At 51.8% G+C, this 19,517-nt stretch carries 10 protein-coding genes; all 10 read right to left on the reverse strand.

The window, feature by feature from the left end:
• Positions 1-30: 30 nt before the first annotated feature.
• Positions 31-2,406 carry an ABC transporter permease gene (locus GBK04_RS16150; protein WP_152761398.1) on the reverse strand — a complete coding sequence of 792 codons (2,376 nt, stop codon included), beginning with the start codon at positions 2,404-2,406 and terminating at the stop codon, positions 31-33.
• 60 nt (positions 2,407-2,466) lie between these two features.
• Positions 2,467-4,845, reverse strand: coding sequence for an ABC transporter permease (locus tag GBK04_RS16155; RefSeq protein WP_152761400.1), 2,379 nt, complete (start codon positions 4,843-4,845; stop codon positions 2,467-2,469).
• Positions 4,846-4,926: 81 nt separating this feature from the next.
• Positions 4,927-7,341 (reverse strand): ABC transporter permease, encoded by a 2,415-nt coding sequence (locus tag GBK04_RS16160; protein ID WP_152761403.1) that lies wholly within the window; start codon positions 7,339-7,341, stop codon positions 4,927-4,929.
• Positions 7,342-7,392: 51 nt separating this feature from the next.
• Entirely contained in the window at positions 7,393-7,911 is a 519-nt protein-coding gene (locus GBK04_RS16165; RefSeq protein ID WP_152761405.1) for a hypothetical protein, read from the reverse strand.
• A 132-nt stretch (positions 7,912-8,043) separates the two neighbouring features.
• A complete protein-coding gene (locus GBK04_RS30710; protein ID WP_373331034.1) occupies positions 8,044-8,208 on the reverse strand; it encodes a hypothetical protein in 165 nt (54 codons plus the stop codon).
• Between the two features lie 267 nt (positions 8,209-8,475).
• On the reverse strand, positions 8,476-10,869 hold the full coding sequence (locus GBK04_RS16170) for an ABC transporter permease (protein ID WP_152761407.1): 2,394 nt from the start codon (positions 10,867-10,869) through the stop codon (positions 8,476-8,478).
• Between the two features lie 43 nt (positions 10,870-10,912).
• The gene (locus GBK04_RS16175; RefSeq protein ID WP_152761408.1) at positions 10,913-13,303 is read right to left on the reverse strand and encodes an ABC transporter permease; all 2,391 of its coding nucleotides are present in this window, start codon (positions 13,301-13,303) and stop codon (positions 10,913-10,915) included.
• A gap of 31 nt (positions 13,304-13,334) precedes the next feature.
• Positions 13,335-15,716 carry an ABC transporter permease gene (locus GBK04_RS16180; RefSeq protein ID WP_152761410.1) on the reverse strand — a complete coding sequence of 794 codons (2,382 nt, stop codon included), beginning with the start codon at positions 15,714-15,716 and terminating at the stop codon, positions 13,335-13,337.
• A 60-nt stretch (positions 15,717-15,776) separates the two neighbouring features.
• Positions 15,777-18,209 carry an ABC transporter permease gene (locus GBK04_RS16185; RefSeq protein ID WP_152761412.1) on the reverse strand — a complete coding sequence of 811 codons (2,433 nt, stop codon included), beginning with the start codon at positions 18,207-18,209 and terminating at the stop codon, positions 15,777-15,779.
• Positions 18,210-18,599: 390 nt separating this feature from the next.
• On the reverse strand, positions 18,600-19,502 hold the full coding sequence (locus GBK04_RS16190) for a winged helix-turn-helix domain-containing protein (protein WP_152761414.1): 903 nt from the start codon (positions 19,500-19,502) through the stop codon (positions 18,600-18,602).
• Positions 19,503-19,517 lie beyond the last annotated feature (15 nt).

The raw sequence follows: 19,517 nt of genomic DNA on the forward strand, positions 1-19,517 counted from the left end.
TGCATGTAGCAAAAAAATCAGGTACCTACGTTATTCGCTCCGCAGCGATTTTACCGGGTTCATTAAAGCCGCTTTAATGGCTTGTGAACTCACCGTAAGCAGGGCAATTCCCACGGCCAGTAGCCCCGACAGGGCGAAAACCCACCATTCGATACTGATCTTGTAGGCGAAGGTCTGTAGCCACCGGCTCATTCCGTACCAGGCGATGGGGCTGGCTACCAAAATGGCCAGTACTACCAGTTTCAGAAAATCTTTGGAAAGCAAGGTGACGATACTGACCACCGACGCGCCAAGTACTTTCCGGACGCCGATTTCCCGCGTACGGCTTTCGGTATTGAACACGGATAAGCCGAATAGCCCCATGCAGGAAATCAGGATCGCTACCGCCGCCAGGTACAGGAACAGTTTGCCGAACCGCTCTTCCCTGACATACTGTTCGTTGTAGGCATGATCCGCAAAGAAGGAAACGAAGGGTACTTCAGGTACTAGTTTTTGCCATTCGCGCTGCAAATCCGCTACGGTCTCCTGCGTGTTTTCAGGAGAAATAGTGAAGGTCATAAAGGTAAGAAAGCTAGGAGATATCCGCAGGGTAAGGGGGCGTATTTCATCCTGAAGGGATTGAAAATGAAAATCCCGGATTACACCCACGATGGTACCCCGGCGATTCAGTTGTTCGAAACGTTTGCCCAGGGCGTCGGCAGGATTTGCGTAACCCAGGCTCCTTGCGGCGGTTTCGTTAATCAATATCGCCTGGGTTGAGTCGGAAGCCAGTTGCGGCGATAAAGCCCGGCCAGCGGCAAGTTCGATCTGGTATTGCCTGAGAAAATCATGATCCACAAAATAGACATCCGATTCCAAAGTTTGCATTTCCCGGCTCTGATTTTCCAGCTGCGTCGGATAGGTATGGTTGGCGCGTCCCGGAATGCTCGACGACATACTTACTTCACTGACATTCGCCAGGCGGGAAAGCTGTTGCTTAATGGTGGTGCTATGCGCTATGATCCCGCCATCGAACTGGAAATCAACCACGACTTTATGATCATTCTGAAAGCCCAAATCATAATTCCGCATATGGTGGAGCTGAGAATAGACTACCAGAGTCGAAATGATCAGGATGGCAGAAACGGTAAACTGAGCCACGACCAACACCTGGCGGAGGGTAGGTCCGTTTTGTCGGGGAGAGGTACCCTGCAGGCCGACAAGCGGACGAAAGCCCGACAGAAAAAGCGCCGGGTACAGGCCCGAAACCAAACCGATTGTAACGGCGATCCCGAAAAGCCAGGCCAGATAACGCCCGGTAGCGAAAACCCCCGTAGTCACTATTTTTCCCGCCAAATCATTGAAAGAAGGTAGTAACAGCACACAGAATACTACGGCTAGTACAAAGGCAATGAGTGTGATCAGGCCGGCGTCCATCAGAAACTGCCCTACCAGCTGCTGCCGTTCGGCTCCCAGTACCTTGCGAACACCTACTTCCTTCATGCGACAGGTGGCAAAGGCCGTAGTCAGATTGATGAAATTGAAGCTGGCAATGAAAAGCACGAATGCCGCCACCAGCGAAAAAATATAGATCTCTCCCATATTCCCATGCGTCGAACTTCCCGTGCGCGATCCTCGGGCTTGACCATGAAGGTAAACGTCGGTCAATGGCTCGAGCGATAGGGTTTGTTTCGACTGACTTTGGTCGTAATGCTGCCGGACGAAATCGGTCATGCGGGCACTCAACGCCTGGGTGTCGCAGTGCTCGGGCAACAGCAGGTAGGTATAGAAAAAATAACGCTTCCAGTTGGTTTGCCAGCTACTACCCAGCGTCGCCATCGAAACCAGTACTTCCACCCGGAAATGGGAATTTTGTGGCATATCCTTCATAATGCCGGTTACCGTGGCGGGATCTTTTCCGTTCACCAGCAGTACTTTTCCTAGGGGATCGGCCGTGCCAAAGTAGGTACGTGCGGCCGTTTCAGACAGCACTACCTGGTAGGGAGCATTCAGAATTGTGGCGGGATTACCGCTAATCAAGGGTAGCGTAAAAATGGAAAACAGGGAAGAGTCGGCATAGGCGATTTTTTCTTCCCGCGCCTCATCCTGCTCTTTTTGCAGAATCAGGTAGTCCAGAAAAACCCGCGTAGCACCTTCCACTTCCGGAAAGGTACCTTGCAGGGCGGGCGCCAGCGCGCCGGGGGTACTTTGGTATTCGATCCCGTTGGAGGTTTCCACATCGGTCACCAGCCGGTAGATCCGGTCTGCTTTCTCGTTAAAGGTATCGTAACTCAGTTCAAAACGTACGTACAGCAGCGCAAAAAAACACACGACGATTCCGAGCGTCAGTCCGCCGATGTTGATGATGGAGTACGTCTTACTTCGGATGAGATTGCGTAGTGTGATTTTTAAATAATTGCGGAGCATAGAATACGATAGTGAATTTTAAGCCAATAGCTATCAGCCAATGGCCGTTGGCTTTTTGGTTCATTCCGACCTAAGACTCTTCACCGGGTTTGCCGAGGCCGCCTTGACGGCCTGGTAACTCATGGTGAGGAAAGCCACCAGCAAAGACATGGCACCCGCCAACAAGAATGCCCATACGGGTACTTCGATGCGGTAGGCAAAATCCTGCAACCAGGTATCTACCCCGTACCAGGCGATGGGCGCGGCCACAACGAGGGCAATCAATACTAGTTTCAGGAAGTCACGGGACAGTAAGCCCACGATGCTGGAAACCGAAGCGCCCATCACTTTCCGGATGCCGATTTCCCTGGTCCGTTGCTCGGCGGTGAAAGCGATGAGGCCCAGTAAACCGAGGCAGGAAATAAAAATGGACAAGCCGGCAAATAAGCCAAATACCCGCGAGGTCTGGATTTCCTTACGGTAGGTTTTGTCAAAAGCTTCGTCGAGAAAGCTATATTCAAAGGGGTAGTTGGGGAATTGTTTCTGCCAGGCTTTCTTCAATAAAGGTACGGTGGCAGCCAGGTCGCCGCCCTGCATTTTGAGCGCCAACGGACCCCAGGTGACGTTGTCGAGAAGCATCATCGGCATGATTTTGCTTTTCAGATCCATCTGGTTGAAGTCTTCTACGACTCCGATGATCTGACCATTGACCGGTACTTCGGCATAGCTCCCGTCGGCGTTGTATTGGTAGGACATGTAGCCGATGGTCTGGCCCAGCTTCCAGCCATATTTTTCCACGGCCGTTCGGTTGACCACAAAATTGCTCTGATCGGCCGTGTTATCACTTTGGAAGAAACGTCCCTCCGCTAGCTTGATTCCGAAGACCGACTGGAAATGACTGTCGACGTACAACTGCCCGATCGCTACGTCATCCTGTGGTCCGGTGACTGACTGAGGAGATAATTTATTGATCGTCATTCCGCTGCCGGGCAGCAGCGACACCCGCGTCATATCTTCCACGCCGGCCAACTGCCTCAATTCGCTCTGAAAAGCAGATTTTAGATTTTCGGGCGCCAGGGCAGGCAGGTCGAGCGTAAGTACCTGCTCACGATCGTAACCCAGATCCCTGGTTTGTATGTACCTAAGCTGATTCATGATCACAAGGGTAGCCACCAGCATCACGATTGAAATCGCAAACTGAACCACGACTAGTCCCCGGCGCACATACGCCCGGCCGCTATTGGGTAAAAGGTAGTTTTTAAGTACCCTGACCGGATTGAAATTCGACAAAACGAAAGCGGGGTACATCCCGGTGAGCAGACTCGTCAGTGCCACGAAGCCAACCAGCAAGCCCAGTTTTGAGGGGGTGAGCAAGGGTGCGAGCGTCAGATTCTTATCAGCAAAGTCGTTGAAAAAGGGTAGGGCTACCTGCGCCAGCAGGAGTGCAACCAGGGTGGCGATCAGCGTAAAAATAAACGACTCACCCATGAATTGCCTGATCAGCTGCGCACGCTCTGCGCCCATCGCTTTGCGCACACCTACCTCCCGTGCCCGCAGTGTCGATCGCGCCGACGAAAGGTTCAGGTAGTTGAAGCACGCCAGTAACAAAATGCATAAGGCCACGGCCGAGAAAATGCGCACGAACTCGATGGCATTGGTGGCCCGCACCCGTTCGTCCATCCGGTGGCGGAGGTAAATGTCGCGCAGCGGAATCACGTCCAGTTTCCAGGCCGTTCCGTTGGGGTCGTTGGTTGCTTTGAGGACATTGGGTAATTGTTTGCCGATCTGCTCGAAAGTAGTCCCCGGACTCATCAGAAAATAAGTCATGCCGACAAAATCCCAGTAGGAGCCGTTGTTCTCATCGGACAGGGATCTCTCATTCTGATTGGACGCAATGAAATCAATGGGTAGGTGGGTGTTTTCGGGTGTGTTTTTCATGACCCCCGACACCGTAAATGTGACTTTCTGTGGGATAAAAGTATCGAGTGCCTGCCCGATGGGCGACGAATTGCCAAAGTACTTGGCGGCCATACGTTCTGAAATCACGATCTGCCTGGGCAGAGCCAGAGCTTCTTTCATGCTCCCTTCCACCATCGGGAATGCAAATATTTTGGTCAGATTGGTATCCACCAGGCAAAAGCGACTCTCGTAAGCCGCCAGGTCGCGCCGCGATACCAGGGCCCGCCGGGGGGAAACCTGCGTGACTGCTTCAATACCCGCTTGTCTACGAAGCAATGGACTAAACGTGGAACCGCTCGAAGAAGAGTTGGGAAACTGCTGGAAAAGTCCGATCCGGTCGGCTTGGGGCTGGTTGGTATCGAAACTGAGAACATCCAGCACATACAGCGTAATGATGAGGCAGGTAGCCAGCCCTACCGACAAACCAGCGATGTTGATGAAGGAGTACGTCCGGTTCTTGACGAGGTTACGGACGGCAATTTTCAGGTAGTTTTGTAGCATAGTGGGTCCGAATTAGTAGGTTTTCGAAGAATACAGACAGAAAGTACATCCCTTAGCCGGGAATGGGGGGAATCCCTCCCCTTATTCGCTTCGCAATGAGGTCACTGGATTTCGAAGAGCGGCCCGTACGGCGTGAATACTCACCGTAGCCAATGCGATAAGCAATGCTCCTGCACCCGCCGCTGCCATGCTCCACCACGCTACAGGTACCCGGTAGGGAAAGTCGGATAGCCAGGCATCCATGGTATACCAGGCTAAGGGTACTGCCATCACGATGGCGATTAATACCAGCTTTAGAAAATCCTTACTCAGTAATCCCACCAGCGAACTGACATCTGCGCCTAGTACCTTACGGATGCCGATTTCCTTCGTACGGTTGCGAATCACCATGAGTGCGATGGCAAACAGACCTACGCAGCACAGCAGAATCGCTAATCCCGCCGCCGTCATGAATACTTTTGCAATACGCTCTTCCTTTTTGTATTGCCTGCTGGTATTTTCATCCAGAAAAGAGCCCAGAAATTCAGATTTTGGAGCAAACGAAAGGTACGTGCGTTCGAGCAGTTGCATGGCCTGTGCGGGGTTGCCATTGATTTTTACGAATAGGTAGTAGATACCAAAAGGCTTGTTAAAGAACAGCGTCATGGACTCCACTTTGCGATGCAACGACTCGAAGTGGTAGTCGCGCACGATACCGATGATTGTCTTGCCGCCATCGATAGCCACTGTTTTTCCAATCAAGTTTTTTCCACCGCCGAGCTGCCGGGCCATCGTTTCATTAATAATACAGGCGCTGGTGCTGTCGGTAGAAAACTGACGGTTAAAGCTGCGGCCTGCGACCAGGTCGAGGCCCAATGTTTCCACGTAGTCGAAATCCACATTCAGGCCATTGGTCTGGTAGTTTTTGCCTTCCATATCAAAACCGAAGACGGACTTGAACCCGCTGTTGTCCCGGCCGGAACCGAGATTATTATCAGCACCGGTAATGCTTACAATGCTGGTCTGACCGGATAGTTCGTTGCGAAAGTGATTGAGCAATCGATAGCCATCGATGCCGTTGCCGATCGGGATACTTACCACCTGCTCCCGGTCGAAGCCGAGGGGCTTATTACGCAGGTAATTAATCTGGCTCCATACCACCAGGGTACAGGCAATCAGCCCTACCGAAATGACAAACTGGACGATGATGAGTGAGTTACGGATGCCGCCGCTTACGATCCCCGATTTGACTTTCCCTTTTAGCACCTCTACCGTATTGAAACGGGAAACGATCCAGGCAGGGTACCCGCCCGCTAGTGCGGTAACAAGGATAAAAGTCAGTAGCAGGGTAGCAAGTACCTCAGGCCGTAGCAATTGCACGATTTTTATTTCCCCATTCATGAGGGCGTTGTACTCGGGCATCAAGGCATATGCACCCGCCAGCCCCACAACCAGCGCCCCCAAACTGATGAGTAAAGCCTCACCCCAAAACTGTCCTACGACCTGTGCGCGCAGTGCCCCTAAGGCCTTGCGCATGCCTACCTCTTTGGCACGACCCAAAGACCGGGCAATGGATAGGTTGATGAAGTTGATGCTGGCAATCAAAATTACCAGCAGGGCAATACCTAGCAACAGGTAAGGAATGTAGGGGTCGATGGAATGGCTGCCCACCATTTTATTAAAATGCTCGTCGGCAAAAGGCAACAGTCGTGTGCTGATCACCTCACCGCGCTCGTCACCCTGGAAGCCCGCTTTATGGGCAAAGTCGATGTCTTTTTGGTAGTACTTAGCTGTAAAAGGCATCAAACGACGCTCAAAATCAAGATAATCCACACCTTCGGCCAACTGAATGTAGACATCATGATTTTTGGAGGTCCAGCGGTCTTTATTTTCCTGGTACTCGGGAAATGCCTCGAAGCGAATCAGACAATCTCCTTCAATGGTCGAATTGTCCGGAGCATCGGCCAGAATGCCCGCTACGGTAAAGGGCTGCATACCCCGACCTATATCGGCCATCAGGGTTTTTCCGATCGGATTTACATCGCCAAAAAATGATTTAGCCTGTTTCTCCCGCAGAACGATATTGTCCAGTTGATTTAGTGCGGTTTCCCGGCTACCGGCGAGCAGTTCGAACGAGAACATGTACAGGTAATCAGGATCGACATAGTTGACATCCGATTCAAAGGATTTGTCGCCAATGCGCACCAGCATTCCTCCATCCAAACGACGCGTGGCGTGCTTTACTTCAGCGGGAAACTCCGCTTTGATCGAAGGCTGCATCGGGATGGGCATGGCTGCCCCATAATCTACTTTTTCGGGCCGGCTGACCTTGAAGTAAAGTTTGTAAATCCGGTCTTTATTGGCTTGAAAATCATCGAACGACAATTCAAACTGAGCCGTCAGGAACATCAGAATAGCCGCTATGAAAGCCACCGACAAACCCAGGAAATTGATAGACGACAGTACTTTTTCGCGCCGGATGTTGCGCAATGCTATTTTGAGATAATTTTTTAACATGGCAGGCAGGTTTTGATCTGGCTTATGACCAGGAATCAGGAAAGTCGGTTTTTAGCTGCTTTTAGGCGTGAACCCGATGCTTTCCTCCGCTTCTTCGATCCGTTTCTGAATCTCTTTTTCGGTTCGTCCCTCTTTGTCGATGGTGATCTCAAAACTATGCTCTTCTCCGTTGCGCATGTACTCGTAAATGACTTTGATGCGATGGGCAACGGTATCTTCCTCGATTGTTTTTTTGAAGGGTGCTACCGGTTCGGTCGACGCTACCACCACAGCCACCGGTGGCTGTGGTGCTGCGGCCGGACTCTCTAGTGGGGCGGCGGCCGTATAGGCTTTACCTCCCTCCGCTTTCTCTGCGGCCAGTACGCGGCTCACCAGGGCGTCCTTGTCGGCTTCGCTCATGCCCCGCACGTCGTAGGTATTGGAGTAATAATAGGTCTTGCCGTTTGCCTGACGATCGATCCGGATCGTCAGGCGTTTGCCGTCGTCATCGATTTCCTGGTGGTACGATGACCGCTGGGCTACTGATGCAAGGCCCATCAATAGAAGAAAGAGTGTGTTTAGTGTTTTCATAGGTTTTCGGTTTCTATTCGGTTCTCAGGAATTTGACAGGATTCATCAGCGCGGCCTTCATGGCCTGGCAACGCACTGTTAGTAGCGCGATACCCAATGCCACGCACAAAGAACCACCTTTCGATGTCGATCTCATAGGCAAAACCCTGCAGCCATCTCAAAGGACTGGGGGGTACCTTCAAGAACCGCATTGAGCTTTTGTCCGATTGCCTGATCCAGGGCAATAGAAAATCGCTGCATCGACCACGATCGGTTGTGCAGGTTGCGAAAGGCAATTTTGAGGTAGTTCGTGAACATGGCCAGGGCAGTGGTTTCTGGAGCGGGAAGCGGAGATATAGGGTACCCTCTTTCCTCCCGGCATTTTGCCTTTGGTACTATTTAAAAAGCCATGCCAAAATTTTTAAGCTTTGATAGTCAGAATATTAAATATTTTTCTATTCAAAAATCGTTCAAAATCGGACAGCTTGAACGCATTAGCGAACAGCCGATAACCCGTGCCGGTCTACTGGGCCGATAGCACCAAAATAGTTTGTTACCGAAGTTGTTCGGGAAAAGGGTCAACGGTCATTCACTCCGCAGTGACTTCACCGGGTTTACTACGGCGGCTTTAATCGATTGGTAACTTACCGTTAAAAAAGCCACTATGACTGACAACAAACCAGCCATCCCGAAAACCCACCAGGGCATGGCTATATGATAAGCATAGCTTTCGAGCCAGCCGTTGAGAAAGTACCAGGCCACAGGCGTGGCAATCACCAAGGCTACCAAAACCAGTTTGAGGAAGTCTTTGGAGAGCAAGGCCGTAATGCCCGCCACGCTGGCTCCCAGTACCTTCCTGACGCCGATTTCCTTGGTGCGCTGCTCGGCGGTGAATGCCGCCAGGCCGAATAATCCCAGGCAGGCGATCAGAATGGCCGTAATGGAAAAGAACAGTACGATCCGGGCCGTGCGTTGCTCGGAGGCATACAAGGTCGCTACTACATCATCCAGGAACTTGAAATCGAAAGCCGAATTGGGAATGGCTTTTTTGAATTCTCTTTCCAAGGTGGCTACGTTGTCGGACAACTTGCCACCCCGGAACCGTACCAGTAAATTGTTGCGTCCTTCCGAATTGCTGTTGTGGAAAGCGTAGGCGCCGATGGGCCGGTGAAACGTATCGAAGTGAAAATCTTCCATGACACCCACAATGGTGGCACGATTGTATCCGAACAAATTATAGGCGGTTTTGCCAACGGCTTCTTCGGGCGTGAGGCCCAGGAAATCAACGGCGGTTTTGTTCACCACCACCTGCACCGTCGTGTCTTGGTCGGAGGTTTTTTCGGGTAGAGTGGTACCTGCCAGGAGTTTGATGCCTAGCGTTTTCAGAATTTCCGGAGTAGCACGGTTGGTCTGAATCGCCGCTCCTTCTTCGGTGGATCCATCTTTGGACAATGTCCGTCCGCTGGCACTTGCGCCGGGGTAGGACTGCGCCCGTGCGATATCACTCACAAAACTCAACCCTTTGAATTGGTTCATCAGGCTATTGATCTGCTCCGAACTTTCGGCACCCTGTGTCGAAATAGCCATAACCCGCTCGGCCTCGTAGCCCAGATCGTTTTCCTGCACAAACTGCAACTGACGATAAAACACAAAGGTGGCAATCATCAGAATAATGGAGGCCGTAAACTGCGCGACCACCAAGCCTTTGCGGACCCAGGCCGTAGAAAGGCTGTTTTGGCCCCCGCGATTGAACAGGCTCAGGGGCGAAAATGACGACAGCATCAGCGCCGGATACGAACCCGCCACCAGCGAAAGTACCACAATGGCCGCGCCAATGCTGGTGAATACGGGAACGCTGAACAAACTGCCGAACGAAATTTCCTTATCGGCGATGGAATTGAACAGCGGCAAGAGCCCGAAAAGCAACGCAAAACCCACCAGTACAGCCACGAAAACCATAATAAAAGCCTCGACGTAAAACCGGGTGATCAGCGTGGTCTGTGTAGCCCCTACCACTTTGTTTATGCCCACCTCTTTACGCCGCTTCTGCGACTGCGCCGTAGCCAGATTCATGTAGTTGATGCAGGCAATGAGCAAAATGCCAAGCGCCAGCACGATCAGGATATTGACCTGCTGACTATCGCCTACCCGCGTGGTGCTGGCATTTGAAATTTTGGTCGAATGCAGGTGCACGTCGGTCAAAGGCTGTAGCCAGAACCGGAACCATTGGTTCTCTTTTTCGACGTTCTTGTCCAGTACCTGATTGATTTTCGTTTCCACGGTCTTCATGGAAGCATTTTGGTTCAGCAAAAAATAGGTTTCGTAGCTGGCATTGCTCCAATGCTGGCCTTCATTGGCCCATTTGATGGTCGAAAACGAGCCGATCAGATCGGGGTCGAGGGTAGAGTTTTGCGGGAAATCTTCGTACACCGCGCTAACGGTTACGTTATAGTCATGATCCACATTGAGGGGCTTGCCCACCGGGTCGGTATCGCCGAAGTACTTGCGGGCCGTACTACGGCTGAGCATGATTTTATTCGGGGCGTCGAGGGCTGTTTTGGGATTGCCGTACACCAGCGGAATATCAAAAAGAGTGAATAGGCCCGGGTCCGACCAGTACAGTTTACGCTCGGCGAATTTGTCCTGTTGGCTGTTCACAAAGGCCGTTTTGCCAAAGGAATGGTAGAGCAAGCGGGCATACGCCTTGATTTCGGGAATTTCTTCCGTCATGGTAGGGCCAATATTGTTAGGTACCGAGGCCCAATCACTACTTTTTCCATCGAAGATGGCCGTTAGTCCTACACGATATATTTCCCCGGAATTTTTGTGGTAGGTATCGAAGGAAAGTTCTTCTTGGGTATACAGGAAGAGGTACATGAAGATGGCAACGCCCACCGACAACCCCAGCAGGTTGAGCGACGAGAATAGCCCATTTTTCAACAAGTTTCGCCAGGCAATTTTAAAGTGATTTTTGAGCATGGTTTGGGTAGTTAGATTTTATGTCAAAGCCGATGTTATTTTTTTACTCGCTCCTTAATGACTTCACCGGATTCATCAACGAGGCCTTCACCGCCTGAAAACTCACCGTAGCGAAAGCAACGATGAAGGTACCCATCAAGGCCCAGACGAAAATCCCGGCACCGATGGGTACCTTGAATTCGAAATCAGCCAGCCAGCTGTTCATCAGCCACCACGCCAGTGGGGCGGCGATGATAAAGGCAATCACAATTAGCCGGACGAATTCCTTTCCGAATATCCAGAGGATTTGGCCGACGCTGCTGCCCAGTACCTTGCGAATGCCGATTTCCTTGGTTTTTTGTGTAGCCATGAATGACACCAGCCCGTACAGCCCCAGACAGCCAATGAACAGTGCCAGTAGCGAGAATGTCTGAATCAATTTCAGCATCAGTGTCTCGGTTTCGTAGAAAGAGGCGATATCGTCGTCCAGAAATTCATAGGTGTAGAGTTGGCCGGGATGGCTTTCCTTCCAGGTTTTTTCGATCGCGGCCATGGTGGCGGTGATATTCCCGGTCTTCATTTTTATGGCATAAGAATTGTAAAGATCGGGAGTCGTGAATATCGCGATCGGGGTAATTTCTTCATGAAAAGATAAGTTATGGAAGTCCTTGACTACCCCCACAATCGGTCCCGTGTTCTTCTTGTCGCTTACTGTCAGAATTTTGCCGATCAACTCCTCGGGCGATTTCAGATTCAGCTTCCGTGCGAAAGCTTCATTGACGATCATCTCCCGGGCCGAGTCGGCAGGAAAAATGTTCCGTCCCGCCACAAGCTCCAGGCCAAAGGTTTCAAGGTAGTCGGCGTCCGCGGCTTTCACCGATACCCTGAATTCCTGTTCCTTAGGATCGTTGTCAAAGTAAGGCGTGGTAGTCCAGTTCGTGTTGTTAGAGGCCGGTGTAGCAAAGCACATGGTAACCGATTCGATCCCGGCCAATTGTTCCAGCTCGCCTTTCATTGCTTTTCCCTTCTCGTATTTGGCGGCGATCGGTACCGTGACCACCGCGTCTTTATCAAAACCCAGATCCGAATTCGTAGAGTAGCTCATCTGTCGTGCGATGACAATCATCCCGATCACCAGCGCCTGAGAAAGCGCAAACTGGGTCACGATCAGCGCCCGGCGCGTGTTGAAGCCTCCGATGTGCTGCTGCGACAGTTTGCCTTTTAGGGCCACCACGGGCTGAAAACCCGCTAGAATCAGGCCAGGGTACGAGCCCGCCAGGAAAGTCACCAGTAGCACCAGCCCGGGAATAAATAATAGCAGCTGCCAGTCGTTCAGAATATTGAAACTGACTTCAGAGCTGAACCAGGTATTGACGTAAGGAAGTACCATCCAGGTGAGCAGTACCGCCAACAACAATGCCAGTACGGTAATCACAGCCGTCTGGGCGATAAACTGCCAGAATAACTGTTTGCGCACTCCCCCCAATACTTTTCGCATACCTACCTCTTTGGCACGGTTGAGCGCCTGCGCTGTGGCCAGATTGACGAAGTTGACACAGGCGGTCACGATCAGGAAAATGCCGATGAACGACAGTACCCACAGGTTACGCTTCGGCATGGGCCCGCTGTAGTCGGCATTATAATGGACATTGTCCAAAGGCTGAAGCTTATAGTGATGGACGTTGCTACTGGTAGGACGGTACTTAGTCACGTAGGCCGGAAAAACCTTTTCGACCTGGGCTGCGGATACCTCTGGGCGCAGCCGCACGTAGCAATTCATGCCGCTTCGAATACCGCCCCAGGCGTCGTCGCTCGCCAGCCATTCGTCGTATTGTTTCAGCGTGGGGTACGACACGAAAATCTCCGTTTTCTGGTCGGTGTTTTTAGGAAAATCTTTGAGGATACCCGTGATTTTGGCATTTATTTTATCACCGAACCGGAAGGTTTTATTGATTGGGTTTTCGTCGCCAAAGTATTTTTTGGCCAGGCGCTCTGTGATGATGGCAGTATTGGGCTCAACCAGGGCGGTCTTCATGTCTCCCTGTAGCAAGGGGAAGTTGAAAATGTCGAAGTACTCAGGTTCCACAATAGCCACGCCACCTTCTTCTCTGAAAAGCTCAATTTCATTTCCATCTTTCACCGTTATGGTCATGTCGTCCTCGGTTACGATGCGGGCCACTTTTTCGGCATAATCGTAATCGTCCCGGAAGGCCTTGCCCAGCGGGCTAGGTACCCCTACCGTATAGGAAATCACATCGCGGTGCTGCTCGGTGACGATGCGGTAGATACGGTCGGAATCCGTATGGAAATTATCAATGCTCAGGTGGTACTTGACCAGCATGAAAACAAGCAGCCCGCAGGCCATGCCCAGTGCCAGGCCCACGATGTTGATGGCCGCGTAGGTTTTGTTGCGCTTGAGGTTGCGGAGGGAGGTTTTGAAATAATTACGGAGCATGATTGTGCTATGTTTGTTTTTAAGGTTGTTCTTACTCAGATCTCAGGCTCTTCACCGGATTCATCAGCGCGGCCTTCACCGCCTGGAAGCTTACCGTCAGCAGAGTGATGGCCAACGCCCCCGCGCCCGCCGCCGCGAAAATCCACCACGACAGTTCGGTACGGTAGGTGTACTTCTGCAGCCATCCGTTCAGGAAGTACCACGCCACCGGCGCGGCGATCAGCAGGGCTATGAGTACCAGGAGCACAAAATCTTTGGATAGTAGTCTCCAGAGGCTAGCGACGCTCGCACCCAGTACTTTACGAACGCCGATTTCCTTGGTGCGCTGCTCGGCCACAAAAGAGGCTAAACCGAACAAGCCGAGGCAGGAAATAAAAATGGCCAGGATGGCGAAGAATGAAGCCAGTTTGCCGATGCGCTCCTCGTCACCGAATTTCTGAGCGTAGTCGTCGCTCACAAAATGATGTTCATAGGGTACGGTAGGGCTGTACTTGGTAAATACCGACTTGACCTCTGCCAAAGCGGTACTGATTCCTTTATCAGAATTGAGTTTCAAAACCACGATACTACTCCACCCATCCGCAAGATGATAGACTGCCGCCCTGACGGGTTCGTAGGGCGACTGCACCACCATATCCTCGATGACGCCGATGACCCGACACGGCTCACCGTCATCGTAGATAATTTCACCCACGGCTTTATCCCCAAAACCCATGAATTTTGCCGCCGCTTTATTCAATATGATGGCCGATGAATCGGTCGGGAAAGCGCGGGAAAAATCCCGGCCCTCGGCAAACTGCCAGCCGACGGTTTTTCCGTAGTCGTGCGAGACGGAGTTGTTGGGAAGGTCGACCGCCAGACTAGGGTCTTTACCGCGCCAACTAAAACCCGTACTGGTACTCCACACGTCGGTAGGGGGCGCGCTGGCTTGTGCTATTCCGGCGACCGTATTCTTGCTTTCTAATTCGTTCGTAATTGCTTCGAAGTTGTCCTGCGTTTCCTGATTGTTGAAAATAGTGATGAGTCCGTCGCGCTCGTAGCCGACCGGGCGATCTTTTGCGTATTGAATCTGCCGGAAAACCATGATGGTTCCGATAATGAGGGCAATGGATACTGTGAACTGTAATACCACCAGTACTTTGCGCGGAACGGTAGCGAAACGCCCCACCCGGAAGATTCCCTTAAGTACCGTGAGCGGTTTGAAAGAAGAGAGGTACAGGGCCGGGTAGCTACCCGCAATCAACCCGGTGAGTAGGCTGAACCCAACTATGGACAACCAGAATACCGGATTTGGCCAAGGGACACTAATGGATTTGTCGGCCAGTTCATTGAAAAAGGGAAGGGTAAGTACCATCAGCAAAATGGAAAGCGCACCGGCAAAAGCTACGACCAATAGTGACTCGCTGAAAAACTGAACGATAAGCTGGCTTCGTACCGAACCCACTGCCTTGCGGATGCCGACTTCCCGCGCCCGTTTCTCGGAACGGGCCGTGCTCAAATTCATGAAATTGATACAGGCCAGCAGCAGTACAAAGACACCGATAACGCCAAATAGCCAAACGTATTCGATGCGCCCTCCTACGTTGATGCCGTTGTCAAACTTGGCGTATAAGTGCCATTTGCTCATGGGGTGCAGAAACACCTCGGGTTTTAGTTTCTTCCGCGAGGCATCTACCTTATTGAGTTTCACGTCCTTTATTTTAGCCGAGACCTTCTTCAAATCGGCCTGTTCGGTCAATTGAGCATATGTTTCGGTAAAGTTGGGACGCCAGGGGTCTTCGAGTTCTTTAATCCATTGGTTTTCGATCAAATACAGATCCCAGGAAAGCAGGTAGCCTAAGTCACGAAAGCTGGAATTGATAGGCATGTCGGCATAGACCCCCGTCACTTTAAGATCGGTCTTGTCGTCCATGCGCAGGGTTTTGTCCAGCGCGCTTTCTTCGCCAAAATACGTTTTGGCCACCGACTCCGACAACAGAATGGAGTAAGGTTCCTTCAATCCGGCCCTCGTACCTTCCAGCATTTTCAGCGACAGCATATCAGTCACCTGGGGTTCAAAGTACCTGCCCGACTTGATAAACCGCTTGTCGCCATGGGCCAGGAGCTTGTGGCTCTGAGATGATTGTAGTACGTAGGTAAAATCGTCTCCATAGTGCGCTCGGATTTCCGGCCCCAAGAGATACGGATTGATTCCCTGCGTTTCCTTTTTCTCGTTCTGAGTTATATGCTGCATCACCTGCACGATGCGGTCGTAGTTCTGAAAATTTTTATTGAAAGATAGTTCATCGTACATCCACAGCCCGATCAGCATCGCCACGGCCATGCCCACGGCCAGTCCGCCGATGTTAATGAAAGAGTACCCCTTATGGCGGGTCAGGTTGCGGAAGGCGATTTTCAGATAGTTGCGAAGCATAGAATATGTTATTAAATTTTAAGCCAATAGCTATGGGCTAATGGCTACCGGCTTTTTTTTTCATTCCGACCTCAGGCTCTTCACCGGGTTCATCAGCGCCGCTTTTATCGCCTGGAAACTTACCGTAAGAAAAGCCACCGCCAGGGCTAGCACCGCCGCCAGCACAAACACCCACCACTCGATGCCGATCCGGTACTGGAACCCCTCCATCCAGGATTTCATGAGGTAGTAAGCTATGGGCGAGGCGATGATGATTGCAATGCCGACGAGTTTGAGGAAATCTTTGGAGAGCAGCGCCGTGATGCTCGCCACAGAGGCTCCCAGTACCTTACGTACCCCGATTTCCTTGGTACGCTGTTCGGCGGTAAAGGCGGCCAGGCCAAACAGGCCCAGGCAGGCGATGAATACCGTCAGGCCCGCAAAAGTGCGGTACAGTAGTCCGGTTTGTCGTTCGGCCTGATAGAAATTTTCGATACTTTCTTCGTAGAATTTTCCGGTGAAAGGTACCTCCGGGAAGATTTTCTCATAGGCCGTTTTCACTTTTTCAATTGTATTGGGCAGATTTTGCGATTGCAGCTTCACCGCCCCCGACCAATAAAACTTGGGAACATGGGTAATGAGGATGGGGTCCGTTTCTTCTTTGGCCGAATGGGTATGGAAATCCTTGATGACGCCCACGATGGGGGCGGGCTCCCAGTTGCCCATGCGTAGCTTGTGGCCGATGACGGAAGCCGGATCTTTCACACCCAGCTTTTTCAGAAGCCGCTCATTGACCACAAATTTGGTGTTAGTATCGCCCACCGCGTAAGGACCGCCCGCTACGAATTCCATGCCGTAGGCTTTGAAATAATCGCCGTCGGCCATTTTCATCGAAACCTGAAAATCCTCGTCTTCGGACATATTCGTGAAGGAAAAATTGCTGGCCCAGTTGTTCGTTGAGGAAGGTGGGTCCGAAGCGTAAGAGATGGTCTCAACTTCGGGAATCTGTAGCAGTTCATTGCGCAGAGCCTCATTGCGAGTGCCATACTCGGTATCCATATTGAGGGTATAGACGCCTTCTTTCACAAAACCCAGGTCGAGCTGGTTGATGTACTCCATTTGGCGCAGGTTGATGACTGTACCAATGATCAGTACCAGTGCTGCCGCAAACTGAAATACGATCAGGCTTTGGCGCAGCGTCAGGCCGCCCATCCAGCCGCGCGAAACTTTCTTGCGGAACACCTCCAGTGGTGAGAACGACGACAGTACCAAAGCCGGGTACATGCCCGCCAGCAGGGTGAGTGCCAGCAGCCCACCCAGTAGCCACAGGCACAGTTCGGGCGTGACGTACAAGGAGGGATCGGTCGGTACGTCGAACATTTTTTCGAGCAATGGAATAGCTGCATAGGCTAAGCCAAATCCGACAGCCACCGAACCCAGCACCACCAGAAACGTTTCGGTCAGGAACTGCGCGACCAATTGGCTTTTCTGGCTGCCCAGCACCTTGCGAACGCCAACTTCTTTGGCGCGCTTGGTGGCCAGAGCCGAGTAAATATTGATGAAATTGATGCAGGCCATAAGCAGGATCAGGGTACCTACTATGGCAATGTTCCGGATGCGCTCGCGGGGTACCGCCCGGTCTTTATAGTTGTCCAGTTCGGTGTTATGGTGTACATCCGCGAACGGGCTCAACGAGTGCGTTTTTTTGTCTTTCTCTTTTCGACTGTCGTAGTGCTTGTGCGAGAATTTTTCGAGTAGGGCGTTGGCTGAAGCGACTGAATACTTCTCGGGTAGCAGCACAAAAATCTGATCACTGCTGCTGGTACTTCCCCAGTTTTCAAAATCGCCGAAGCCGAATAACTCCGGCTTGGCGCGCTTGGATTCATAGGATAAGACAATATTCAGGGGAAAGTCGGTGTTGGCCGGCGCGTCTTCCAGTACCCCGCCTACCTGCATGGTCGTCGTGTTGTTGATCCGCAGGTACTTTCCTACGGCTTGCTGGTAATCCTTAAAGTACTTGTTCGCAAATTTGCGCGATAGAACCACCACATTGGGCTGGGCCAGTACATCGGGGGTACCTTCGAGCCACTGATAATTAAATAGTTGGAAGAATTCGGGCCCTACCATCAACCCCTCGTTGTCTTCGATGAATTTGGTTGAAAGATCGCGCGAATCGGGATCGCTGCCCAGCACCGTTACCTGCGGGTCCAGCGTGCCAAAGACGGGTACCACCTTTTCAAACTGTGGGATATCCGTTTTTAGAGCCGCCGCCACGGGCAGCGGGTTTCCGGGTGTCACTTCGCCACTGCCATCGGGGTAGGTCTCCTGACGCACCACCCGGTAAATTCGTTCGTAATTCGCATGGAAGGTGTCGAAACTCAGTTCGTAACGCACCACCATAAATAACAGTAAGGCGGCCGCTACGCCCACACTCAGACCCAGAGTGTTCAGTAGGGTGAAACTCCGGTGTCGGGCGAGGTTTCGGTAGGCAATTTTCAGGTTGTTACGTAGCATGGCTCTCTTAGATTAAGAAATAGGAAATGGTCATACATAGGGCTTGCTGGCGACGTTTAGGGAGGTGTCCGATACTAAGGATAGGGCCCATCGCACTATAGTCCCGCCGGGTACTTCATGTCTCGCGTTTTCAGGGAAAAAGTTTCCCGCAGCCAGGCGGTACCTACCTTGGCCAACCCTTACGCCCAAAACACAGTTTTAGAGGAATGATCAATCATGGCTAATAGAATTGAACCCCCTTCGGCAGCACTCGTTGAGTGTTTGAAAAAGCTATGCCAAAAAATATTAATGCTTATTATCAGCAAGTTATGATAAAGTAGGAAACAAAAATGTCCGCTAACGGACGTTTTACGGTCGTTAGCGGACATAGAAGATAAGGTTTTATGCAGGTTAGGTGATTTTGGAATGTACCTCCAGACGGTACCCTACACCGTGCACCGAGGCGATGCGTAAGGTAGGGTCATTGTGCAGGAGCTTGCGTAGCCGCGATACGAATACATCTACGCTCCTGCCCACAATGATACCCTCATCTTCCCATACGGATTTAAGGATAAATTCTCGTTCGAGCAGTTGGTTGGGATGCATGGCAAAGAGCCGCAGAAGTTTGGCTTCCCGATAAGTGAGGTTATGCCTTTTGCCCGCTACGGTGAGGGACTGATCGGTCACAAAAAAATGCGTTTGTCCCAGCTTAAGGTCACTGTCCTGGGTTGATTCGGCTTCCCTCACTTCGACAGGTACCCTGGCACGGGCTACCCGGTACCACACCAGGCCCATAAGGCCCGCCAGCAGGAATCCTAAAGCGCCCGCCCACCAGTTGCTGGCTGCTACGGGGGTTGCCGCGGGTGGGGCGCTGAACGTCACTTGCAGGGTATGGCAGCCTTTATCCTGCACGCGACCGCTGCACGCCACGCCCTCGGGCGATTTCAGGTCATAAAAAGTGTAGCCCAGCTGCACTTCGCCGTTGGTGCAGTCCAGCACGGCCACGTCATAAGGGGTACCTATTTTGTATAGCTCCAGCGACTCCTGCAGCAGGGTAGGGATACCATCATAGGCAAAGGATTGTTCCAAACGGATGGAAAAGGTACGGTCGTTGATTTGCTGCACAGGAGCAATGCGCGAAGTGGAGTCGCCCTGTTGCCTCAGCAGTGTGTGGGCCGTGCGGCGCAGAGCCAGGTTGGCCTTGCGGGCAAAACCCGTCCCATAGGTTTCTTTTTCTGCCGAAACCGACCTCGCAAATTGTGTGAACAGCAGCCCCACCAGCAGCAGGACCATACCTACCCCTACTTTTTTCATAATACCAAAGTTACC

Origin of the sequence: Salmonirosea aquatica (genome assembly GCF_009296315.1) — a bacterium.
Classification (GTDB): Bacteria; Bacteroidota; Bacteroidia; order Cytophagales; family Spirosomataceae; genus Salmonirosea; species Salmonirosea aquatica.